This window comes from Vibrio tubiashii ATCC 19109 (assembly GCF_000772105.1).
Classification (GTDB): Bacteria; Pseudomonadota; Gammaproteobacteria; order Enterobacterales; family Vibrionaceae; genus Vibrio; species Vibrio tubiashii.
Map to the genome: position 1 here is coordinate 2188674 of NZ_CP009354.1, position 24027 is coordinate 2212700.

A 24027-nucleotide genomic window follows, 5' to 3' on the forward strand; every position below is an offset into this window, starting at 1 on the left:
AGTGTGCGCTTATTACTTCTGTTAATTGCTATCAGCTTAGTTTGCCTAGGCCTTCAGTTCGAACCTTTCGCTTCCCAAGTTAACTGGCAACGCTATTTTATTCTTGAAGGTCAGTGGTGGCGAATCCTAACAGGAAACTTCACTCATACCAACTTTGCCCATCTAGGGATGAATCTCGCCGGTCTTTGGGTGATCAGTTTTATCTTCAAGCCGTCCCCCAAGGCACTCCTTTTTTGCCTGATTATCGTTAGTCTAGCCATAGGCGGGCTGAACTTCCTAAGTAGCATGAATGGTTATGTCGGTCTCTCTGGCGTTCTGCATGGGTTATTCGCTTATTTTGCCCTTCAGGAAGCTTTAAACAACAGAAAAAGTAGCTGGCTGTTGGTCGTTGGCGTACTAGCAAAAGTTGGCTGGGAGATGACAATGGGTGCATCAGCTTCGACAAGTGAGATAATCAATGCACGCGTGGCAGTGGAATCTCACCTATTTGGTGCTCTATCCGGTCTTATCTTGGCGATGACGGTTTTTCTGCTAACAAAAAAAGGCGTACTTTCTTCAACCAAGTCATAATTTGGTTGATGTTCACCGCTAAAGGGCTCAGAATGGCGCCCTTTTTCGTGGCGACACCTTTTGTTGATGTCTTGCCCGATCACACACCACTTACAGAGAACAATATATGGGTTTTACCTCTTTAGGCCTTTCTGCCCCAATCCTCAAAGCTATTGAAGAACAAGGCTATGACAAACCGTCTCCAATTCAGGAGCAAGCAATTCCTGCCGTACTAGCAGGTAAAGATGTTATGGCAGCAGCGCAGACGGGTACAGGTAAAACCGCAGGCTTCACACTACCGATCCTTGAACGTTTGGACAATGGTCTACGCGTGAAAGGCAATCATATTCGCGCCTTAGTATTGACCCCAACACGCGAGCTTGCCGCACAGGTCCAGGAAAACGTATTTAAATACAGTCGCCACCAAAAACTGACCTCTCAAGTTGTGTTTGGTGGGGTTAAAGTTAATCCGCAAATGATGAAGCTGCGTAAAGGCTGTGACGTGTTAGTGGCCACTCCGGGTCGCCTACTCGACCTCTACCAACAGAATGCGATTAAGTTCGACCAACTTGAAGTCTTGGTACTCGATGAAGCCGACCGCATGTTGGATATGGGCTTTATTCGTGACATCCGTAAGATTCTCAACTTGCTGCCTGCGAAGCGCCAAAACTTGTTGTTCTCTGCGACTTTCTCACCTGAGATCCGCGAGCTAGCAAAAGGCTTGGTCAACAACCCAGTAGAAGTCTCAGTGAGCAAAGAGAACTCAACAGCAGTAACCATCGAGCAAAGCATCTACCCAGCAGACAAACGCAAGAAAGCGCCAATGCTAGCCAAGCTTATTCAAGATGGTAATTGGCAACAAACGCTAGTTTTTTGCCGCACTAAGCATGGTGCGAACCGCTTAGCTTTCTTCCTCAATAAAGAAGGCATTACAGCAGCGCCAATTCACGGCAACAAAAGCCAAGGCGCACGTACTCGCGCGTTAGCAGATTTTAAATCAGGCGATATTCGCGTGTTAGTTGCGACTGATATTGCCGCACGTGGTATCGATATTCCTCAGCTTCCTCAGGTGGTCAACTTCGAACTGCCGCACGTCTCTGAAGACTATGTCCACCGCATTGGTCGCACTGGCCGTGCAGGTGAAGTCGGTAAGGCATATTCATTGGTTGAAGCTGCCGAAGCGAGTGAGCTATTTGGTATTGAGCGCCTAATTCAGCAAGTGCTACCTCGACTAGAGCTAGAAGGCTTCAAACCGGTCAACGAGCTGCCTGAGTCAAAGCTAGATACTCGCCCAATTAAGCCAAAGAAACCTAAGAAGCCGAAAAAACCTAAGCAACCAAAAGCCGAACATCAGGACGGTCAGCGCTCTGGTGATAACGCTCGCGGTAATAAGCCAGCCAGCAAGAACAAACGTCACTTTGGTCACAGTAAGCCAAAGGGCGAGAGCAAAAATGGCAACAGCCAACGCGGAGAAGGTAAAGCGAAACCTCGTTCAGGCAACGCGAATAACAAGCCTCGCCGTCCTGCTAATCGCAAGCCTACAGGCGCGCAGCCCAAAGCTTAGTAACAACGAATAAACTAGCCCCACATTCCGTGGGGCTAGTTTTATCGAATACATAGTACCTACATATCATGTTGTTACTTGCCATTCCAATAGCTTCAATTTGATATGCCTTGAACTGATGAAATAATTGAAGATCATCAAAACCTCAATAAAAAGTATTTAATTAGGTTACAATTAACCAGTAAAGTGGTCTTGTGAAGAAAATAATCACCCCTAATTATTATGAAAAAATATGAAGAACTAGTTCAAGATATAGTAAGCAAAGTTTGCCAAGGTGTTATTTCTGTAAAGCTACCTTCAGAGAGGGAATTGGCGGACAAATATGAGCTATCTCGATTTTCAGTACGAAAAGCACTTGCTAAACTTGAAGCCATCGGTATTGTAAAATCAAAAGTAGGTTCTGGTTACTTCGTTAATACATCTATAATTGGCTCACCACTTATATATAATTCCGTGACTGAGAATAAATTTGGTGAAATTTCTTATAAGAAAATAAAGCTGAATAAAAGGTTACCAACCCCACATGAAATTCAAGTATTTTCAATTGAAGATGATGAATATCTTTGGCATATAAAAAGGTTACGGTTAATTCAAGGAAAAGTAACTCAAGTCGAAGAAACTCGCCTACCCGTCCGCATTTTCCCTAAAATTGATGAAGCTGTTATTGAAAGCTCTTTGCAAAAGCATGTCCTCTCGCTAGGACTGGAGATCGACAGCTACTTAACCACTTACCGAGCCATCAACTTATCTAAGGAAGACGCCGATTTACTTGGTTGCAAACGTTCAAAATCGGCAATGAATATCACCAATCGTGGATTCTTAAAGTCAGGTGAAGTATTCGTCGTCAGCGATATCATCGATATCGATTATCAGTGCACATACCACACAAAATTTAACTCTGAGAGCTTGAGTTACCGAGATCAAAACGACCGCGAGTAGCGGTCGTTTCTTATCTGTCTTACACAATTTTATCTTACGGCGTATGAATCGAACCATCTGGTAAACGGCTTTGTGTCCATTCATGTGGTCGATAAGTCACTGGAAATTCTTTCGCCATTTCTAGATTCATCTCAACACCAATGCCAGGGCGTTCCGAAGCATACAAGTAACCGTTGTCCGGTTCAGCAGCATTAGGAAAAACTGCTTGGGTATTTGGCTGGTATTCAACATGTTCTTGAATTGCGGCATTGTGCAAGTGAACATTAAGGTGTGTATTTACCGCGGCGCCAATGGGTGTCATATCTGGCGGACAGTGCCATGCAATACGTACCCCAAAGCTCTGGCATAAATGGCCAAGTTTCAGAGCTGGGGTGATCCCCCCTATTTGCGAAACATGGCAGCGAATGAAGTCTACCCGACGGTTAATAATCAACGCTTTCCATTCTTCTGGGTTGTTAAATAGCTCCCCTAACGCCAATGAAACACTAGACTGACTGCGAATGTTATCCAACCACTCAGTTTGGTTTGGTGGCAGAATATCTTCAATGAAATATGGTTTGTATTTTTCGACCTCTTTGGCAAATTGAACAGCTTGGTTAGGGAACAATCTTTCATGCACGTCATGCAGAATATGGAATGCATTTCCGTATTTGCTACGTAACTGCCTAAACATTGCCAACGTGTTATCAACATACTGATCTTGGTCATAGTATGAGCCAGATGTTGGAACTTGCGCTGTATGAATATTTTCAGGGACGCCACCATAAAAACCCAATTGGCAACGAATATGTTTGTAGCCCTGATCTAGATATTTATCGATCTGCTCGTATAACCCTTCCATCGTATCGCTAGTAGCATGCGTATATACTTGAATAGCATCGCGAGACTTACCACCGAACAATTGATGTAGCGGCATACCAGCTTGCTTAGCTTTAATATCCCAAAGTGCCATATCAACACCTGAAATAGCATTATTGATAACAGGTCCATTACGCCAATAAGAATTAACCATCATCATTTGCCATAGGTCTTCAATATTATTAGCATCCTTTCCAATTAGTAATGGCTTGATATATTCATCAACCATTGTCTTAACGGCTAAAGGTCGCTGTTGAAAAGTCGCACAACCATAACCAGTCAGTCCTGACTGAGTTTCGACAATTACCGTTATTAGGTTATGTCTGTCAGGTTTGGTAATCACACACTCAATATTTGAAATGATATTTTTGTTCACTTTGAACTATCTCTAGATAACAGGATTTATTTTATCTAACAGTGAAAAAATGCAGATTTCAAGGGGTAAATTATACTTAAAAATGACTGGTTCGTTCCTGATTTACTTTCGCAAACAAAAACGAACCAATTGCCCCAAAATAGCCAAAAATAATTTTTCAGCTGTTTTAATGTGAGTTTTATCACTTTTTTGTCGATTGGCTTAAAATCCTCAACCGCTAAGATGATTGCAATAAACGAGCAGACAAGCACATAGGAAAGTATGATGCAATTGACAGAAACCAACATGGCTATTGGCGATAATGCCCCAAACAAAGCAGACAGCTTTAGCATGAAACTACAAGAATTGGTCGCCGCACTTGGTGGTGAAGAGAACATCGCAAACATTACCCACTGTATGACTCGCCTACGCTTTAAGCTGGTCGATGAGTCCAAAGCAGATAAAGTCAAACTTGAAGCTATCCAAGGGGTGAAAGGCGTTGTTCTCGCACAGGGACAAACTCAAGTCATCATAGGTGTCGATGTTGAGAAATGGTATCTAGCTCTTTCCGGGGCAAGTGCCGCCCCCATAGACGCCGATATTGAACAAGAGAAAGGCAAGCTGTTTCAAAACGCCATGCGCATAGTGGCTGGAATCTTTGGCCCTGTGGTTCCTGCTATCGCAGGTGCGGGGATGTTAATGGGACTGCTATCGGGGCTTATTGCAACCAATGTCATTTCTGAATCTTCTGACACGGTGTTTTTCTTCAGGTCCATCTCCGTTGCCGTCTTCTTTTTCTTACCTATGCTGGTCTCTTTCTCGGCAGCGAAGGTGTTTAAGGTCAACGAGTATATAGCGCTTGCTGTTGCTGCTGCTATGATGTCACCAAAGCTACTTGAAAAAGCCACGCTGCTAACAGAAGCTGGGGGCAAAGCAGAGCTTAATGTGTTCGGCATGCTGCCTATTGAACTACTTAACTACGGCGGCGCTATTGTCCCGGCTATTCTAGCAGTTTGGGTTCTATCAAAAATAACCCCGTTGGTCGACAAGCTTGTACCTGCTTCTGCTAAGCCTGTATTTACGCCGCTACTTGCCTTTACCGTGACTTCAACTCTTGTTTTATCAGTCGTTGCTCCAGCAGGCATGTGGCTTAGTAATGGTGCTGGCTGGGTTGTGAGTTCCCTACTGGAAGTCTCACCTACGCTTACTGGCTTTGTATTTGGCTTAACTCGACCAATTACTATTGTATTCGGCATTCACCACAGCATGACACCAATCAGCTTGAACAATTTCGCGTTGTACGGCAAAGATTTACTCATGCCAATCATGTGTCTTGGCAACCTCGCTATTGCTGGAGCCACTATGGCTATCTGGTACAAACAACGCAAAACAGCAACGAAAGAGCAATCTTCGATCACGGCTGGCTCGGGTATCACTGCGATTCTCGGTATTACAGAACCCGCTCTATTCGGTGTTTTAACCAAATACACAAAAGCTCTGTTCATGGCGAGTTTGGCAGCGGGTATCTTTGGCGCAATCTCAGTGACGATTGATACTCACCTAACCAGCTATATTCTATCGTCTGTATTTAGCTTACCGGCTTACCTAGCAGGTGGTACCCAAAACTTCATTCAAGCGATTATTGGTGTATGTGGTGTTTTCGCCTTATCTTTCGCTTTAACTATGATGTTCGTTCGCTTAGACAATAAGTAATCGCTTCAAGTCACCATCAGGTCTGCTCCCCCAACACAAGCAGGCCTGATGCGCTTTATAAGAATTTATACTATGAAGACAATCTCAATCATTGGCGAATGTATGATTGAACTCAATGGCAAACCATTTAGTCATATGCAACAAACGTTCGGTGGCGACACACTCAATGCCGCCATTTATCTTTGCCGAAGCCATCAAGGCTTGAGGCCCGCTCCAAAAGTACAATATGTCACTGCGCTAGGAAGTGACCCGCTGAGCAAAGAAATGAAAGCTCGATGGGAGCAGGAAGGTATCGACACTAACTTGGTGCTAACAGACAACAATCGCTCTCCTGGACTCTATCTGATTCAACTGGATGACAAGGGTGAAAGAACATTCCTGTATTGGCGTGAACAGTCTGCTGCAAAATACCTACTTCAGCACCAAGACTTTTCTTATGTTCGACAATCACTTAAGTTAGCTGATATGGTAATGATAAGCGGTATTAGCTTAGCCATATTGCCAACTCAAGATAGGCAGCAAATGATCCAACTGCTGAATGAGCTCAGAGCGTCTGGAACTGAAGTGGTGTTTGACAGTAACTACCGCCCTTCATTGTGGTCAAGTGAGAAACACTCAACCGTTAAGTCTGTATACCAATCGATGTACCAAGCCACAGATCTCGCTTTAGTCACCTTTGATGATGAACAACTCATCTGGGGTGATCAAACGCCACTAGACACTATTACTCGCATACAGTCTCTTGGTGTCAAAACTGTAGTAATAAAACTTGGGCCTAAAGGCTGTTTAGTCTCAGATCACAGCACTTTTGAACCTTATCATGTTGAAACGACTTTAATTGAAAACGTTGTCGATACTACCTCTGCCGGAGACTCATTTAACGGTGGCTTCCTTGCTACTTATCTCGAAGATGGAGATGTTAGACGTGCGTGCCACAATGGCAATCAACTTGCTGGAGAAGTCATTCAGCATAAAGGCGCTATCATTTCTAAATCACATACGAATACCGCAAAGCAAAACTTTAGATAGGAAAAAACAATGTCTAACTTAAACGAGCAGCTAAAAGCACTCAAAGTCATCCCAGTCATCGCTGTCGATAACGCAGAGGATATTTTGCCTTTAGGTAAGGTGTTAGTTGAAAATGGTTTACCAGCCGCTGAAATTACCTTCCGCTCCGATGCTGCGGTTGAAGCAATTCGATTACTAAGAGAAGCGCAACCTGAGATGTTAATTGGCGCAGGCACAGTGTTAAATAAAGAGCAAGCACTGGCAGCACAACAAGCCGGCGCTACCTTTATTGTCTCGCCGGGCTTTAACCCAAATACCGTTCGCGCATGCCAAGAGATCGGTATTGATATCGTACCTGGCGTCAACAATCCAAGTACTATTGAAGCCGCTCTCGAAATGGGCTTAACTACATTAAAGTTTTTCCCTGCTGAAGCATCAGGTGGTATCAATATGGTTAAAGCACTGCTTGCTCCTTACGGGGACGTTCATATTATGCCGACAGGTGGCATCAACCCTTCCAACATCAAAGATTATCTCGCTGTTCCTCGCGTCTTAGCATGCGGTGGGACTTGGATGGTTGATAAAAAGCTTATCGCTGAAGGTCGATGGGATGAGCTTGCCAAGCTCACACGTGAAGCAGTTGAACTAGTGAAATAACTATCCTGTTATTGCTTCAGCTCGGAAAAACCAAAAGCGCCCACCAAAATAGGTGGGCGCTTTAGTATTCAGTATGCAGTGAATTAGACAATCGGACGTTGGCCGCGATCAATCAGCTTCATTAATACATTGTCTGCCGCTTCACCTGCTAATCCAGCAAGCTTTGAGGTCAGTTTCTTTTTCTCTACGTAGTGAATCGCAAGTACGGTTTTGTCTTTACACGCTTCAACTACAAGATCATCTGAAGTTTTGATCTCATCAACCAAGCCTAGACCGTGAGCTTGGGTACCAAACCAGTGCTCACCTGTTGCCACTTTATCCAACTCAAGGTCAGGACGACGTTCACGAATAAAGTCTTTAAACAGGCCATGTGTTTCTTCTAGCTCTTGTTTGAACTTGTCACGCGCTTTGTCCGTGTTCTCACCAAACATGGTTAAAGTACGCTTATATTCACCCGCTGTGAGCTGCTCATACTCAATATCATACTTTTTCAGCACTTTATTGAAGTTTGGTAGCTGGGCAATCACACCGATGGAGCCAACAATGGCAAAGGGTGCTGACACAATTTTGTCTGCAATACATGCCATCATATAACCACCACTTGCCGCGACTTTATCTACCGCAATAGTCAGGGGCAGATTGGCTGCTTTAATACGATCTAGCTGTGATGATGCAAGGCCATAACCATGCACCATGCCACCACCAGACTCTAAACGCAGTAGCACTTCATCACCTTCACGAGCCACAGCTAAGATTGCCGTCACCTCTTCACGTAATGAAGCGACTTCTTTAGCATCAATACTGCCTTTAAAGTCGAGAACAAACAGGTGAGGTTCACGTTTACTATCAAGATCGCCCTCTTTTGAGGCTTTCTTGATCTCTTTCTCGCGAGATTTGTTTTTCTCTTTCTCTTGTTTCTTTTCTGCTTTATCACGCGCTTTAATAAACGCTTCATCATGCAGATGGTGCTCTAACTGCTCAACGGTCTGCTTGTGTTGATCCGTTAAGTTAGTAATTTCCAACTCACCTTTCGCGCCACCGCTTTTACCACCAACGGCTTTAGCAACCACTAAAATCGCTACAATCGCGACCACAACAGTCACAATCTTGGCTAAAAACAGCCCATAGTCCAACAAAAATTCCAATGTGAGCATCCTCTATTGTGCGAATTAGTGTATTGTAACCACCATCTTACGGAATCATAAAGTAAATCATTACAATAAGGATACACATCGTGGAATATGCTGTTTCTTCAGATGCCTTGAAAGGTAAAGTCATACTGGTGACTGGCGCAGGTGCTGGCATTGGTAAGCAAGCTGCTCTCTCTTATGCTGAGCACGGTGCAACAGTGATTTTACTTGGTCGTACAGTGAAAAAACTGGAACAGACTTACGACGAAATTGAAGCGGCGGGATACCCTCAGCCAGCAATTATCCCACTCGATATGAAAGGCGCGACTAAGCAAAACTACCTTGATATGGTTGATACCATTGAAGGTCAATGTGGTCGCTTAGATGGCGTTTTACACAACGCAAGCCTACTTGGTGTGATTAGTCCATTCGATCAAATCGGTGAAGATACTTATGACGATATTATGCAGGTCAACGTCAAGGCTCAGTTCCTGATGACTCAAGCATTGCTGCCTCTACTGCATAAATCTGAAGACGCGCGTATTGTCTTTACTTCATCAACGGTTGGTCACAGTGGTCGTGCCTTCTGGGGTACTTATGCTATGTCGAAATTTGCCACTGAAGGCATGATGCAGATCCTTGCTGATGAGCTTAGCGATACCACAATCCGCGTCAATGCGATTAACCCTGGCGCAACTCGTACAGGTATGCGTGCTAAAGCTTACCCTGCTGAAGATGCAGACTTGCTCAAAACACCACAGGATATTATGCCTCTCTACCTTTACCTGATGGCACCAGAAGGTAAAGCAGTCAATGGCGAGTGTATCGATGCTCAGCCTAAAAAATAGCTCCTAATTTCTAGGTGACAAACCCCAATAAAATTCAACGCCTTGTGTTTTCAAAATAGAAACACAAGGCGTTTTTTTATCCATTCGATCTTTCATCCCCTTGCCGATAATTAATAATAATTTATACTGTATATATATACAGGTATTTTGTTATGTATGAATTAATCGAACATCTTAAGCAAAAACAATGGCTTTGGTCGGGTTCTCAAACACCTGACAGCGGAGACTACTACTCAACTGGGCATGATCTTTTGGATCAAAAGCTTGAAGGCGGCTTTCCTAAGCATGGGGTTGTCGAACTGCAAGGTGCCTCCAGTATTGGTGAATTACGCCTACTTTTGCCGCACCTAAAAAACACCAGCCAAGAGAGGTTATCTGTTTTCATTCAACCTCCTGGTTACCTGTGTGCTGAGCAGCTTAATAATGAAGGTTTAGATAACAATAAAGTCCTACTCATCTACCCACAAAATGATAAAGAGGCACTTTGGGCTGCCGAACAATGTTTACGCAGCGGTGCATGCAGCAATGTATTGCTTTGGCATCCCGAATTAGAAGTTCATCAAGCAAGACGCCTACAGGTTGCCAGCGAACATGGAAACTGCCTGCACTTTATCTTTAAAATGGCCAAAAAAAGTCTGTTTTCACTGCCTGTCAGTTTAAGTATGACACTCCTTCCACACGCGTTGGGAGTAGAAATTACCATCACCAAACGTAAAGGTGGTTGGCCTCAAGGCAGCTTTGTGATTGATATGAGTGCAGCTTGGCCTAGCCTTACGTTGCAACCTAAACCGCCTGTAATTATCCCTTTCCCAATTCGTCAGCAAGGGTAGTTATGCAAAGCTGGATCTACCTACACTTTCCAACTCTACAACTTGATGCACTTTTCTCAGAGCAGGCATCTTTACCACTGGCGATTGTTGAATCTAAGCGCTTTAAGATCGTCCAATGTAATGAGATCGCCCGTCAACAAGGGGTACAAACGGGCATGGGGTTAGGCAGCGCTAGTGCGATGTGTCACCAGCTTCAAGTTCACCCTTATGATGAAAAGGTTGAGCAGCAAACTCTGCTTGATATTGCCCAGTGGCTATATATGGTCACCTCAGATATTTGTCTGTTGCCACCGCAAGGCGTGTTACTCAAAGCCACCAATATGTTGTCACTCTACGGTGGGCTAGAACCCTATTGGCAACGCGTTTCACAGCATTTAACGCAACTTCAGCTTAACTACTCTTATTCGAGCGGCTTCTCTCCTTTCTCGGCTATCGCCTTAGGAAAAGCCAATGCTGCGCTACTGACTCTAGAGAAAGAGCAACTTATCAAGATCATCAAGCCTTTTCCTCTTACGGCAACCGAGCTTGATAACAAGACGGTGGAAAAGCTCCAGCGGGTTGGCATCACAACACTAAGCGACTTGCTCGATATCCCAATCAAAGATCTCGCTCGCCGCTTTGATATTGATTTGGTCAACTATGTTGGCAAATTGATGGGACAGTTTAAGCACCCTATTGATTTCTACCACCCACCAGAGCACTTCGAAAACTATCAAGAGTTGCTCTTTGATATTGAAAACATTCAGTGGCTAGAAAAACCGCTCGCTAAACTACTCACCAAGCTAGAATGGTTTCTGACACTACGTAACCAAGTTGGCTATGAGTTAGAGCTGATCTTACATCAAAGAGACAAAGACGATGCGTCGGTGACATTTTACTCTGCCAGTGGCGATTACCTTGCCACTCGTTGGATGACGTTCTGCCAGTTAACAATGGAATCATTAAAGCTCGATGCTCCCGTGCAGGGGCTGACGCTGCGTTTGATTCGCAGTGGAGAGCTTGAGTCCACCAGCGCAGACCTATTTAAAGGCTTTCAAGGCGAGCAAACTGAGTTAGAGCTAATTGGCTTACTACAGGCAAAATTGGGCAAAGATAAGGTGCGTAAAGTGGCGCATAGTCACGACCCTCGTCCAGAAAAAGCCACCTTTCTCTGTGACCCTACCCTGCCTATTCCAACCAAGGCAGCAAGCCAAAGACTGCGACCGAATATTGTTTTGCCTGCGCCAGAACCTTTACAAGAGAAAGTCTCCATCATGCAAGGCCCTGAACGCTTCGTAACAGGCTGGTGGGACGGTGATGATATGACCCGCGATTACTTTGTCGCTCGTAGTGAGCAAGGGCGCTGGTTATGGGTATTTCGTAATCAAGACAAGCACTGGTTTGTCCATGGATTGTTTTGTTAGTCCGGAGCGAATGTGATGTCTTACGCTGAGCTTTTTTGTCAAAGTAACTTCTCTTTTCTCACTGGCGCCTCACATGCTGAAGAGCTGATCTTGCAAGCAGATTTTCTGCGTTATCACTCCTTAGCGATCACAGATGAATGCTCAGTTGCTGGTGTGGTACGTGCTTACACGGCAAGCAAGAAGCATGAGCTTAATATTGAGCTTATTGTCGGCAGTATGTTCTGGCTTAACCAAGAGTGTCAGGTCGTGTTGTTGTGCCCAAACCGAGAGGCTTACGCTGAGCTCTGCCGTATCATCACCAATGCGAGAAGGCGTTCCGAGAAAGGCAGCTATCAACTTTCTGAATGGGACTTAATGTCTGCCAAGCACTGCCTCATTCTCTGGTTACCCAGTCATACATCCAGTGACCATAAATGGGGAAACTGGCTTGCTCAGCATCATCAACACCGACTGTGGCTAGGTATTCAGCGTCACCTCAAATCTGATGATAAGCGATACCTTGAGCACTGTGAGCAACTCGCTCAAGAGATACAACTACCGATTAGCGCCTGCGGTGGCGTGCTCATGCATACTGCAACCCGTTTGCCTCTACAGCATACGCTGACCGCTATTCAGTCCGGTTGTAGCGTTAATGAATTAGGCGAACAGCGACTAACCAATACAGAGAGAAGCCTGCGTAGTCAGGAAAAACTCGCCAAGCTATTTAAACTTGAATGGCTGCAAGAGAGCGTAAAAATCGCCGAGCGCTGCGAATTTAGCTTAGGCCATCTGCAATACGAATACCCTAGCGAGCTGGTTCCCGATGGCTATACTCCAATGAGCTACCTCACCGCTTTGGTCGAATATGGCAAGAAACTGCGCTTTCCTGAAGGCGTTCCAAGCGATATTCAGGCAACAATAGACAAAGAACTTAAGCTGATTGATGAGCTTAACTACCCGTTTTATTTTCTCACCATCCACGACATTGTGATGTTCGCTAAACGTCGCCGAATCCTCTACCAAGGGCGCGGTTCTGCGGCCAACTCCGTGGTGTGTTATTGCCTTGAAATCACCTCTGTAGACCCTAGACAAATTTCAGTGCTATTCGAGCGATTTATCAGTGCCGAACGCGATGAGCCGCCCGATATTGATGTCGATTTTGAGCATGAACGCCGTGAAGAAGTCATCCAGTACATTTACCAAAAGTATGGTCGAGAGCGTGCGGCTCTAGCAGCAACCGTGATCTCTTATCGCTTCAAAAGCGCGGTGCGTGATGTGGGCAAAGCGCTAGGCATTGAAGAGAGTCAGCTCGATTACTTTATTAAAAATGTTAATCGCCGTGACCGAGCACTTGGTTGGCAAGCTCAAATCGTCGAACTCGGGCTACAGCCTGATTCTCTCAAAGGCGAACAGTTCATTAATCTAGTTAACGAGATTCTTGGCTTTCCGCGTCACCTTTCACAGCATGTCGGCGGTTTTATCATTGCTGCAGGGCCTTTGTATGAGCTAGTTCCAGTTGAAAATGCGTCAATGCCCGATCGCACCGTCATTCAATGGGATAAGGACGATCTCGAATCTCTCAAACTGCTTAAAGTCGATGTACTGGCTTTAGGCATGCTCACGGCTATTCGTAAATGCTTTGATTTAGTGCAGCGTCTGCATAACCAAACACTAACGATTGCTGAGATTACTCGCCGCCAAGATGACGAGCAGGTGTATAAGATGATCCAACGTGCAGACACGGTCGGCGTGTTTCAAATAGAGTCACGAGCGCAGATGAGCATGCTGCCACGCTTAAAACCCGCCACTTACTATGACTTAGTGATTCAAATCGCCATTGTCCGCCCAGGCCCGATTCAGGGGGACATGGTGCACCCATTTCTGAAGCGGAGAAATGGAGAAGAAGCGGTCGATTACCCTTCCGAAGAGGTTCGTGCCGTGCTAGAGCGCACCCTTGGCGTACCTATTTTCCAAGAACAAGTGATCAAGATAGCCATGGTTGCTGCCGGTTTTAGTGGCGGTGAAGCGGATCAACTGCGCCGAGCGATGGCAGCTTGGAAAAAGAGTGGCGACCTAGTCAAATTTAAAACCAAGCTGGTAGAAGGTATGCTCAGCCGTGGCTATCAACTGGAGTTTGCTGAACGCATCTTTGACCAAATCTTAGGCTTTGGTGAATATGGCTTTCCAGAAAGTCATTCCGCTTCCTTTGCCGTGCTCGCGTATTGCTCCGCCTGGCTCAAACACTATTACCCTGAAGCCTTTTATACTTCACTGCTCAATAGCCTACCGATGGGTTTTTATAGCGCCTCACAGCTTGTACAGGATGCGCGGCGACATAAGGTCATCGTGTTACCTGTTTGCGTTAATGCTTCCATGTACGACCACCAAGTTGTCCATCAGCAAGGTAAATTGGCGATCCGATTGGGTTTAAGACAAGTGAAAGGACTCAGTCAGCAGAGCGCACAACAACTATTACACGCCAGAGACAAAGGCCAATTTACCCATGCAGGGCAAATCAAACATATCGGTTTATCCAAGCGAGATGTCGAATTGCTCGCCTCAGCCAATGCCATGCATTCACTTAGCCACAATCGTTATCAGACCCGCTGGGCAATGATGGATTCGCTTTCGGACTTACCTCTGTTTCAAGACATCGAAGAGCCTGAAAGCCAAGTTATTGCCACTCCCTCAGAGAGCCAAACATTACTTGAAGATTATGCTGCCACTGGATTGTCACTCGCTAAACACCCTGTCACTTTGCTCGATGACGCCGGTGAGTTGGGGCGATTTACGCGAATGAAAGATTTGGTGCAAAAAGATCACCAATCTTTAGTCACTGTGACTGGCGTTGTGACTGGAAAACAAGCGCCGGGGACGGCTGCTGGCGTGACATTTTTCACGCTAGAAGATGATACTGGCAACATCAACGTCGTGGTGTGGAAAGCAACGGCTCGGGCGCAAAAGGAAGCTTATCTCACAGCCAAGATCTTGCAAGTCAAAGGGATTTTGGAAAAAGAAGGCGAGGTTCATCATGTGATTGCAGGAAGGCTGATTGATATGACAGATAAACTGCAAGGGCTCAGAAGTAAATCTCGCGACTTTCACTAGAGCGATAAAAGCAAAAAGGGAGCGAAGGCTCCCTTTTGAATTAACGCTGACAAGTTACAACTCGTCTTCAGCTTCCATACTTCTTTTCTTGTATTCCCTGTACAGTAACATGCATAAGGTCATAACAACCTTAGACGTAAACCATATCATGAATAGAAACAACCTTAAGATTCTGATGAACAGTTGTATTTAATCGTTCTAGTCATTTCGCACTGCAAAATAACTTGGTTACTATAACAGCAATGCAATGAATAAGCATCAGCAATAAGTGTTAACAAGTATTATCAGGATAATATATCTCTTAATCGATCCTGAGCGACCTCTACAAGCAAGTCTGGCTGGAATTTCGAGATAAAGCGATCACAGCCTACCTTCTCTACCATAGCCTCATTAAAGCTGCCACTCAGTGACGTATTGAGAGTGATATAGAGGTCTTTCATTCTAGGGTCTGAGCGCACTTCATGCGTCAACTTATAACCATCCATTTCTGGCATTTCGGCATCGGTGATCATAAGTAGCAACTCTTCGACCACATTCTTCCCTTCATCACTCCAAGACTTAAGCAAATTCAAAGCTTCAAGCCCATCTCGACACTCAATGATGTTAAGCCCCAACTGAGAAAGCGTGCCCTTCACCTGAGAGCGGGCTGTTGAAGAATCATCAACAATAAGGACATTACGTCCTACCATCTCATTGACTAAGTTGTTGTCTAAAACGCCTTCAGAAATTGAAATATCGTAATCAATAATCTGTGCGAGTACCTTCTCTACATCAATAATTTCGACAATTTCAGAGCCTTTGCCGTCTTTAATTTGCGTAATTGCAGTGAGATAGTTCGCTCTTCCTGCTGTTTTCGGCGGCGGCTGGATCTCTGTCCACGCAGTATTGATGATGTTTCGAACCTGACCCACAAGAAAACCCTGAACGGTACGATTGTACTCAGTGATGATTAGGTTCTCTTCTTGGTTATCTAGGCGAGATGGCGGAAAACCGATTGCAGCACGTAAATCAATCACAGGAACAGAAACGCCACGTAAAGAGGCAACACCAGTGATATGGTGGTGAGAGCCTGGCATTTTAGTCAGTGGTGGAACTTTAATGACCTCACGCACTTTAAATACGTTGATGGCGAAGACCTGTCGGCTATTCAAACTAAACAGCAACAACTCTAAACGGTTTTCACCGACAAGGTTAGTTCGCTGATCGACGGTATTTAATACTCCAGACATACTGCTTCCCAACAAATGTGTATATAACAAAAGTAGTCTATAGCAAGACTAAGATAAAAATAAACCCATATATCATTCAAGATTATATGGGTTTACTAGAAAGATAAAGGAGAGCGACAGCTCAGAAAACACTATCCTTCAATTACTTTCATCAATAGCAGGCCGTCATACAAGGCTTGCTTAATCAAAGCAGCACCAGGCATAGTGGCTTGTTTGTAGAAACGCGACTCCACCAGCTCTAAGTCTTGATGGTAAACGGGTAAGCACTGCTCTTCGATACAAGTCTGAATAGCTGGATAGAGCACCTCTTTGGCCTGATTAATCGCACCGCCGATCAACACCTTCTCAGGGTTAAACAGGTTAATCACAATCGCAATGGCCGAGCCAAGATAACCACCCAGCTTTTCAATTACGTTAACCGCTAATGGATCGCCATTCGCCGCCGCTTCACAAATATCTTCTACCGAAATTTCTTCAATTTCAGCCAATGATGACGCCTCTCCTTGAGCAATTCGTTCAGCGACCTCATTTCGAATCGCTTGCGAACTGGCGACGGTTTCCAAACAACCTCGGTTACCACAGTGGCACTGCTTACCATTCGGATCGATTTGGATATGCCCGAGTTCACCAATATTGCCGTGGCGACCTTGCAGAACGCGGCCATCAAGAATAATACCTGCACCTAAACCATGGTGGATGGAAATAAGTACCGAGTTTTCGTTTTCTTGTGAATGCCCAAATAGGCGCTCTGCTAATGCCCAAGCGCGCGTATCGTTAGCAATAAAGACCGGAAGACCTGTCGCTTTGTAGATCTCAGGGCCAAGGGGTAGATTCTCTACATTGTAGTGAGGCATTTGCAATACAACCCCACTTTCTGAGTTAACCAAGCCAGGCAGCGTAATCGCAATACTGGTCACGCGGTCAAGTTGCTCTGAGTAGGTTTGAAAAAACTCATCGATTTCATGCAATAGGCGGGCTAATACATCATCTTGGTCGACTTCATGGATATCAATCTTGGTATCAATCAGTACATCACCACCAAGTTCGTGCAGTGCAATCGTCAGATATCCGCGCCCCAGACGCATCGACAAAAACTGCCAACCTTCGTTATTCACTTGCAGACCGACAGCAGGACGGCCACGGCTGGTCGCTTCCTGAACCGTCGTTTCATGAATAAGGTGTGCCTCAATCAGCTCTCGGGTAATTTTGGTGATACTTGCAGGCGCAAGCTCACTCTGTTTCGAGAGATCGATACGAGAAATTGGGCCTTTTTGATCAATGAGTTTATATACACGGCCAGCATTGACCTGCTTGATATGATCAATATGGCCAGGTTGAGCCATGTACATGGAGTGCTCCGAATATCAACAACCTGGTAATTTTTTTACTTTGCGAAGTAATTGTGAAGAGCTTTGATAGATTGCCGTGACAAGTGTCACGTATAAACATGTTTGTTTGTGTACCTAATCAAATAGCGAAGGATTTATCACAAATCCATTCCTATTTTTTTGCATTAATAAATATGTCTTCCATCACCTTTTCAAAGGCGCACATAAGAATGTCATCTGAATTATCAGCACAGATGCTACGCCAGTATATACTTAATGCTAATGCATTTAGGAATGGAAACCGAATCATAGCCGCTCCCAATTTTATCTGGCGGCAATATCAATCAAGGAGATCCGAATGACCTCAATCCAAAGAAGAACAAAAATTGTCTCTACTCTTGGACCTTCTACCGATAAACCTGGTGTACTTGAAGCAATTCTCGAAGCTGGCGTCAACGTGGTAAGAATGAACTTCTCTCACGGAACCGCTGATGATCATAGAGAACGTGCTACGAGAGTTCGCAACATCGCCGCAAAATTAGGCACTCATGTCGCCATTCTTGGCGATCTTCAAGGCCCGAAAATCCGCGTATCTACGTTCAAAGAGGGTAAAGTTCAGCTTAGCATTGGCGATATTTTCACCCTAGATAATAAACTCGAAGCCGGTCAAGGCGATAAAGATGCCGTCGGGCTCGACTATAAAGAACTACCTAACGATGTCTCTGCGGGCGATATATTACTACTCGATGATGGCCGCGTTCAGCTTCAGGTCATGGGCGTTAACGAGTCGCAAGTAAGAACTAAGGTGATTATTGGCGGGCCTTTGTCGAACAACAAAGGAATCAATAAAAAAGGCGGCGGCTTGTCCGCAGAAGCCCTGACCGAAAAAGATAAGAATGATATTAAGCTCGCGGCTGAAATCAAAGTCGATTATCTGGCCGTCTCTTTCCCACGCAATGGCGAAGACATGAAATACGCACGCAGATTAGCTACAGATGCCGGGCTGCAAACGCGATTGGTTGCAAAAGTAGAACGCGCAGAGACCGTAGAAAGCCAAGAGAATATTGACGACATTATTCTTGCCTCAGACTCTGTGATGGTTGCGCGTGGCGACTTGGGGGTAGAAATTGGTGACCCAGAACTTATCGGGGTGCAAAAACAGCTGATTCGCCGCGCTCGCGCCCTCAATCGAACTGTCATTACCGCAACTCAGATGATGGAGTCGATGATGGAAAACCCAATGCCGACCCGTGCAGAGGTTATGGATGTAGCCAACGCGGTATTGGACGGCACCGATGCGGTGATGCTTTCTGGCGAAACCGCAGCAGGCAAATACCCATTGGAAACAGTACGTTCTATGGCAGAAGTCTGCTTGGGCGCAGAGAAGATGTCGGCCGTTAACCGCTCGGGCTACCGAATGGATTCCGTGTTTGAAACAGGCGAAGAAACCATAGCCATGTCGACCATGTTTGCCGCTAACCACATGCGTGGAGTTAAAGGGATCGTTACTCTCACTGAATCAGGCCGTACAGCGCTAATGATGTCGCGTTTGAGTTCAGGACTACCTATCTTTGCCTTATCTCGCAATGAGAGCACACTGAACCTCTCAGCGCTTTATAGAGGTGTTTTCCCTGTGTTCTTTGATGATAAGTCAGATATTGGGCTAGAAACTGCCGAAGCGGCTGTTGCAACCCTAAAACAGAAAGGACTTCTGGATGACGGCGATCTAGTGATCATCACCCAAGGGGACGTGATGGACGTCGTCGGCTCGACTAACTGTATGCGAATTCTTGCCGCATAAGTTAAAGCCTCAAGACAACAAAGGGAGCATTGTGCTCCCTTTAGCATTTTAGGGAGAAAGTGGATTTAGCAATACACTGAGAGAAAGTTTCGACAAAACGAAAACCAGCATCGAGCCCCATTTGATAATCGTGGAGTAAATCCTCTCTCTCACTCATCAAGGAGCTAGAACGCAGAGGTTGGTCCGGTTTGATCTGAACAATAAAGCAATCATCTGGCGGTGAGTGCAAAAAGTCTTGAGTCAATGAATAAGTCTGATAATGCACCATCAGCATGTCTGCTAAACCGGAATCAAACTTATCTCCCAGCAAATGACTCAGACGATAAATATCATCAGCACCAAACAACCAGCGCCCGCCATTTAGGGCTTCTAGGTGTGTTTGTTCGGTTTTTTCCTGCCGAGATTTCTGTACTTGGTCACTAAAAAACAAACTCCAGTCTTGCTTCCACCGAGTTAACTTTTCTTGCCAGTGATCTTGGATCACATTGAATGAATCACGTAACCACTCGACAGGAGGCTCTTGATTCACCTCAACCGTATCCGTCGCCAAATCCTCTCCCTCGGTACGAATCACGACAATACAACGGGCTTCTTTACGCCATGCCTCCTGAACTGGAATCGAAGCAGAAACACCACCGTCTACATACTCCCCGTGGTCAAACTGAACGGGTTGATCGTACAGGCGGGGAATCGCACAGGTGGCGATCAGTACTTTTTTCCAGTCATCTTGCAGCATAGGGAGGTAATGGTCAGATAGCCTATTAGTATCTGTAACTGCAGCATAAGCCTGACGATTAGCAAGCACTTTCTTACCCATATCAATATCAAGTCGATAGGGATAATCGCAAATTTTATCGAGCGCCCAGTCCAGTCCCATGTATTTTTTATGTCGTATATAACGAAACAGATGGAAAAACTCTGGATCAGTGGTGAGGTCGAGAATGAAGGACTGCCCTATTCCTCTTTGGCGACAGAGAAACGCACACAAATTAAGCGCGCCTGCCGAAGTACCATAGAAAGAATGAAACGGATCGAAATTAGAGAGAAGGAATGCATCAAGCACACCAGACGTAAAAATCCCTCTTTGGCCGCCCCCTTGAGCAACCAATGCATTTTTACCGCCGGTGTACTTTTTTAGTCGTTGAGCATCAAGTTGTACAGCAGCGTTGGTAATAACACCGCAATTCTTCATTGATAGGCTACGCAGTAGTAATCGCTGTAATGCCAAAACCTAGTAAAACAGCGAAGATAACAGCCGTAATCACTAGCGCAAATTTTAGATTGTGTTCCATAGACACCTCCTTATTGTGTAACAAAGTAATAACATCCTTGTGAGATATCTTCAATTAATACCTATTTTCCGTGCGGAATTATGGCGTTAGCGTCACAATTAGTAGCATATGGTTATCAAATAAAGGATATAAAATGAACGCATCGAAGCATATATCTTTAACGTTAGCTTTATCGGCCATTAGCACTACGGCAGTTGCCGAGGTTTATCTCACTCCTTGGGTTGGATACACAGCTGGCGGCAGCGTTGAAACCCAAAATCAACAAGAGCTCGACCTGAAAGGTTCTGAGAGTTTGGCACTGTCAGTTGAAACCGACTTTGATACTGGGCGACTTGGCTTATTCTACTCTACGCAAAGCACAGACGTAGAAAACACCAATGCGAGTAGCACCATCCATTACTTACACTTTCAGAGTAGTGTCTATTACCCCATCGAAGATAAGTTTTCTTCTTACTTAGGAATTGGTTTGGGAGGATCGTATATCGATGCAGATTGGGTCGATAAGGAGCTAGGATTTTCAGCCAGTATCTTTGGCGGTTTTGAATACAAGTTTTCCGATACGGTCGCGCTGAATACTCAGCTACGTTGGTTGGGAACGGTCGTTGACAATGACACCAGCGGGGTATGTAATTTGCCAACGACTGGCGAGGGTTCGTGTGTCATCAAGTTCAAAACCGATTGGATGAATCAGTTTTCAGCAAACCTAGGTTTAACCGTCCGTTTTTGAGTCTCCTCTGCTCAGACCGTTAAACCTACGCCTGTTTTAGTACTTAGAACGAGTATTTCACACCAAGTGCGCCACCAATTTGTAGCTCAGGGCCGCCATATAGGTTTAGCTCGGGGTGTACTTGACCGTACATATTCCAGCCTTTGCTCAAGTTCCAATTCAGCCCTAGAGGGACGCGAGCACCAAACTCTTTACCATCCCACTCACTCCACGCACCAGCGCCAACATACCAAGTTACCGGCGTATTGGCCTCAAAAGAGCCACGTTTAAGAATATAATCAAATGCGCCGCCATCATTGCCGGCAATAAAGCGGTACTGATTATCAAGTTCGACAACAACACTAAGCCCTTGGTCCAATGCCATTCCTACCGACAAGTCTGTTGATTTAGGCTCTTCTGCCGCGACAGCAACACCACTTGCTACCGCTAAAACGCCAACCAAACCAGAGATTCCATATTTCTTCATGCTAATGCCATCTAATACAAATAAAACAGCGTGCAATTGTCCGTATTTGTAGGGAAAAGATGTCAGAGAAAGGTGAGGATGAGGAAAAATAGAGAGCTGGAGAACTGGAGAACTGGAGAACTGGAGAACTGGAGAACTGGAGAACTGGAGAACTGGAGAACTGGAGAACTGGAGAACTGGAGAACTAAAGTTGCTCCACTGAAGTTAAGTGGTCAACTCTCATTTTCCAGAAGGGCAAAGCCCGATCTCGCTTTCCAGCAGCGTAGCGATCCGGCTTTCCCGAAGGGCGCAGCCCGTTCCATAAGCGAAGCGCTCCCGTTCCAAAAACAAAAAGGAGGCCGAAGCCTCCTTTATCAAATTAGATGAGTCAGTGGGAATTAACCGTGGTTACGGATCCACTCATCCATTTCTGTTTTCAGGTTGTCAGACTTAGTACCGAAGATAGCCTGAACACCACCTGCTACAACTACTACGCCTGCTGCGCCTAGCTGTTTTAGCTTGTCTTGGTTAACAGCTTCTGTATCAGCAACCGCGACACGTAGACGAGTGATACATGCGTCTAGGCCTGTGATGTTTGCTTTGCCGCCGAATGCTGCAACAAGCTCACCTGCCATGTCTGAACCAGCAGCAACAACTGCTTCTTCAGATTCGTCTTCACGACCAGGAGTCTTAAGATCCATTGCCTTGATTACAGCGCGGAATACTACGTAGTAGATTGCTGCGTAAACAAGACCAGTCACAACCATTAGGCCGATTTTCTGAGAGTTACCAGAAAGAACTAGGAAGTCGATTAGACCGTGTGAGAATGAAGTACCGTGTACAAAACCTAGAGTGTTAGCAACAACGTATGCAGAACCCGCTAGAAGAGCGTGGATACCGTATAGTACAGGAGCTACGAATAGGAATGAGAACTCGATTGGCTCAGTGATACCTGTTAGGAATGAAGTCAGTGCAGCAGAAGCCATGATACCCATTACTTTCGCGCGGTTCTCTGGTTTAGCAGAGTGAGCAATAGCGATAGCAGCAGCTGGTAGACCGAACATCTTAAACATGTAACCACCCGCTAGCTGACCGAAGCCATTACCAGCAGCACGAGATGCTTCATCAGCAACTAGGTAACAAGTAAGTACGCCGTTTTGAGTTTCGCCTGCAGCGTTAACACAAGTACCTGCTTCGAAGAAGAATGGTACGTTCCATACGTGGTGTAGACCGAATGGAATTAGAGAACGCTCAACGATACCGTAGATACCGAATGCAACTTGTGGGTTCTGGTGAGCAGCCCAATCAGAGAAAGATGCAATCGCGCCGCCAATTGGTGGCCAAACGATAGAAAGAACGATACCAAGACCAATAGCAGTGAAACCAGTGATGATTGGCACAGCACGCTTACCAGCGAAGAAGCCAAGGTATTCTGGAAGTTGGATTTTGAAGAAACGGTTGAATGCCCAAGCAGCCACACCACCGACAAGGATACCACCTAGTACACCTGTATCGATTTTTTCAACGCCCATAACACCAGCCATAACGCCTAGTGTTGCAGTCATGATGCCGTAACCAACGATAGCAGCAAGACCTGCTACACCGTCGTTGTTAGTAAAGCCAAGTGCAACACCCACAGCAAATAGCAGTGCCATTTGACCGAATACTGAACCACCCGCTTGTTCCATTAGGTTCGAAACGATCTCTGGAATGAAGCTTAGGTCGGCAGCACCGACACCTAGTAAAATACCTGCAACTGGTAGAACCGATACTGGTAGCATCAGAGCTTTACCAACTTTTTGCAGGTTAGCAAAAAGATTCTTAAACATGTTTATGCTCCTGAAAAGTTATAAGAATTATTGGGCTCTAACGGCACACCCCCGTAGCCTTAAATGTTAGCACCCAGAAAAAATGTAACCACTTATGTCACTATATTTTCTGCCTCTAAATATATCTTGTTGGTGATCAATCTTTCTACCGAGTTACGAAATTTAGTTTCAAACTAATAGCTAGATCACAATCAAAAACGAAGTGTGAAATGCATTTCAAGCCTACAACCAGCTGTTTTTATTGATAATATTAAATCTATCGATTAATTTTGATGGGTAAATAAAATAGATGCAGTTGTTATTTTATGTAACAAAATTACATAGGCACTTTTTATAGCTCTCAACTTCAACATTTTTAGTAAACAACGCCCAGAAAGCGTTTGCCTGTGATGCTGATTACAAAAAAAAGGAGCCGAAGCTCCTTTTTTATCCAAA

Annotated in this window: 20 protein-coding genes; 12 read left to right on the forward strand and 8 right to left on the reverse strand. The window is 45.1% G+C overall.

Going from position 1 to position 24027, the window contains the following annotated elements; all coding sequences use genetic code 11:
- Positions 1 to 3: 3 nt before the first annotated feature.
- The 3 genes from rrtA (at position 4) to IX91_RS09865 (ending at position 3052) form a co-directional block, all read left to right on the forward strand.
- The gene (gene rrtA, locus IX91_RS09855; protein WP_004746643.1) at positions 4 to 570 is read left to right on the forward strand and encodes a rhombosortase; all 567 of its coding nucleotides are present in this window, start codon (positions 4 to 6) and stop codon (positions 568 to 570) included.
- Positions 571 to 676: 106 nt separating this feature from the next.
- Positions 677 to 2113 carry a DEAD/DEAH box helicase gene (locus tag IX91_RS09860; protein WP_004746642.1) on the forward strand — a complete coding sequence of 479 codons (1437 nt, stop codon included), beginning with the start codon at positions 677 to 679 and terminating at the stop codon, positions 2111 to 2113.
- Positions 2114 to 2335: 222 nt separating this feature from the next.
- Complete coding sequence (locus IX91_RS09865; protein ID WP_004746641.1) at positions 2336 to 3052, forward strand: GntR family transcriptional regulator; 717 nt, start codon at positions 2336 to 2338, stop codon at positions 3050 to 3052.
- Positions 3053 to 3086: 34 nt separating this feature from the next.
- On the opposite strand, the gene IX91_RS09870 is transcribed toward IX91_RS09865, so the two are convergent.
- On the reverse strand, positions 3087 to 4286 hold the full coding sequence (locus tag IX91_RS09870) for an enolase C-terminal domain-like protein (protein WP_004746639.1): 1200 nt from the start codon (positions 4284 to 4286) through the stop codon (positions 3087 to 3089).
- Between the two features lie 285 nt (positions 4287 to 4571).
- On the opposite strand from IX91_RS09870, the gene IX91_RS09875 reads away from it, so the two are divergent.
- From IX91_RS09875 to IX91_RS09885, 3 genes are all read left to right on the forward strand, one after another.
- Entirely contained in the window at positions 4572 to 5978 is a 1407-nt protein-coding gene (locus IX91_RS09875) for a PTS transporter subunit EIIC (RefSeq protein WP_408068354.1), read from the forward strand.
- 72 nt (positions 5979 to 6050) lie between these two features.
- Positions 6051 to 7007 (forward strand): sugar kinase, encoded by a 957-nt coding sequence (locus IX91_RS09880; protein ID WP_004746637.1) that lies wholly within the window; start codon positions 6051 to 6053, stop codon positions 7005 to 7007.
- A gap of 9 nt (positions 7008 to 7016) precedes the next feature.
- The gene (locus IX91_RS09885) at positions 7017 to 7643 is read left to right on the forward strand and encodes a bifunctional 4-hydroxy-2-oxoglutarate aldolase/2-dehydro-3-deoxy-phosphogluconate aldolase (protein ID WP_004746635.1); all 627 of its coding nucleotides are present in this window, start codon (positions 7017 to 7019) and stop codon (positions 7641 to 7643) included.
- Between the two features lie 83 nt (positions 7644 to 7726).
- Here IX91_RS09885 and sohB read toward each other — a convergent pair whose 3' ends face one another.
- Positions 7727 to 8788 (reverse strand): protease SohB, encoded by a 1062-nt coding sequence (gene sohB / locus IX91_RS09890; protein ID WP_004746633.1) that lies wholly within the window; start codon positions 8786 to 8788, stop codon positions 7727 to 7729.
- A gap of 89 nt (positions 8789 to 8877) precedes the next feature.
- Between sohB and IX91_RS09895 the strand changes: the two genes are divergently transcribed.
- From IX91_RS09895 to IX91_RS09910, 4 genes are all read left to right on the forward strand, one after another.
- Entirely contained in the window at positions 8878 to 9621 is a 744-nt protein-coding gene (locus IX91_RS09895; RefSeq protein WP_004746632.1) for a YciK family oxidoreductase, read from the forward strand.
- A 152-nt stretch (positions 9622 to 9773) separates the two neighbouring features.
- Positions 9774 to 10451 (forward strand): translesion DNA synthesis-associated protein ImuA, encoded by a 678-nt coding sequence (imuA, locus tag IX91_RS09900; protein WP_004746630.1) that lies wholly within the window; start codon positions 9774 to 9776, stop codon positions 10449 to 10451.
- Between the two features lie 2 nt (positions 10452 to 10453).
- Positions 10454 to 11854: a Y-family DNA polymerase gene (locus tag IX91_RS09905; protein ID WP_004746629.1), complete on the forward strand. Its 1401-nt coding sequence runs from the start codon at positions 10454 to 10456 to the stop codon at positions 11852 to 11854.
- Between the two features lie 15 nt (positions 11855 to 11869).
- Positions 11870 to 14941, forward strand: a complete 3072-nt coding sequence (locus IX91_RS09910) for an error-prone DNA polymerase (RefSeq protein ID WP_004746628.1) — start codon at positions 11870 to 11872, stop codon at positions 14939 to 14941.
- Positions 14942 to 15225: 284 nt separating this feature from the next.
- Here the strand turns inward: IX91_RS09910 and IX91_RS09915 are convergent, their stop codons facing one another.
- Both IX91_RS09915 and mlc read right to left on the reverse strand, forming a co-directional pair.
- Positions 15226 to 16170: a chemotaxis protein CheV gene (locus IX91_RS09915; RefSeq protein WP_004746626.1), complete on the reverse strand. Its 945-nt coding sequence runs from the start codon at positions 16168 to 16170 to the stop codon at positions 15226 to 15228.
- A gap of 131 nt (positions 16171 to 16301) precedes the next feature.
- Complete coding sequence (mlc, locus tag IX91_RS09920) at positions 16302 to 17519, reverse strand: sugar metabolism global transcriptional regulator Mlc (RefSeq protein WP_004746625.1); 1218 nt, start codon at positions 17517 to 17519, stop codon at positions 16302 to 16304.
- Between the two features lie 337 nt (positions 17520 to 17856).
- Here mlc and pyk point away from each other — a divergent pair, with 337 nt between their 5' ends.
- On the forward strand, positions 17857 to 19299 hold the full coding sequence (pyk, locus tag IX91_RS09925) for a pyruvate kinase (RefSeq protein ID WP_004746621.1): 1443 nt from the start codon (positions 17857 to 17859) through the stop codon (positions 19297 to 19299).
- 40 nt (positions 19300 to 19339) lie between these two features.
- Here the strand turns inward: pyk and IX91_RS09930 are convergent, their stop codons facing one another.
- On the reverse strand, positions 19340 to 20491 hold the full coding sequence (locus IX91_RS09930) for a patatin-like phospholipase family protein (protein WP_004749334.1): 1152 nt from the start codon (positions 20489 to 20491) through the stop codon (positions 19340 to 19342).
- A 7-nt stretch (positions 20492 to 20498) separates the two neighbouring features.
- Complete coding sequence (gene cydH, locus IX91_RS26380) at positions 20499 to 20591, reverse strand: cytochrome bd-I oxidase subunit CydH (protein WP_004746619.1); 93 nt, start codon at positions 20589 to 20591, stop codon at positions 20499 to 20501.
- Between the two features lie 133 nt (positions 20592 to 20724).
- Here cydH and IX91_RS09940 point away from each other — a divergent pair, with 133 nt between their 5' ends.
- Positions 20725 to 21318: an outer membrane beta-barrel protein gene (locus tag IX91_RS09940; RefSeq protein ID WP_004746618.1), complete on the forward strand. Its 594-nt coding sequence runs from the start codon at positions 20725 to 20727 to the stop codon at positions 21316 to 21318.
- A 43-nt stretch (positions 21319 to 21361) separates the two neighbouring features.
- Here the strand turns inward: IX91_RS09940 and IX91_RS09945 are convergent, their stop codons facing one another.
- A complete protein-coding gene (locus tag IX91_RS09945; protein WP_004749335.1) occupies positions 21362 to 21784 on the reverse strand; it encodes a hypothetical protein in 423 nt (140 codons plus the stop codon).
- Positions 21785 to 22161: 377 nt separating this feature from the next.
- Complete coding sequence (gene ptsG / locus IX91_RS09955; protein ID WP_004746563.1) at positions 22162 to 23592, reverse strand: PTS glucose transporter subunit IIBC; 1431 nt, start codon at positions 23590 to 23592, stop codon at positions 22162 to 22164.
- Between the last annotated feature and the right edge of the window lie 435 nt (positions 23593 to 24027).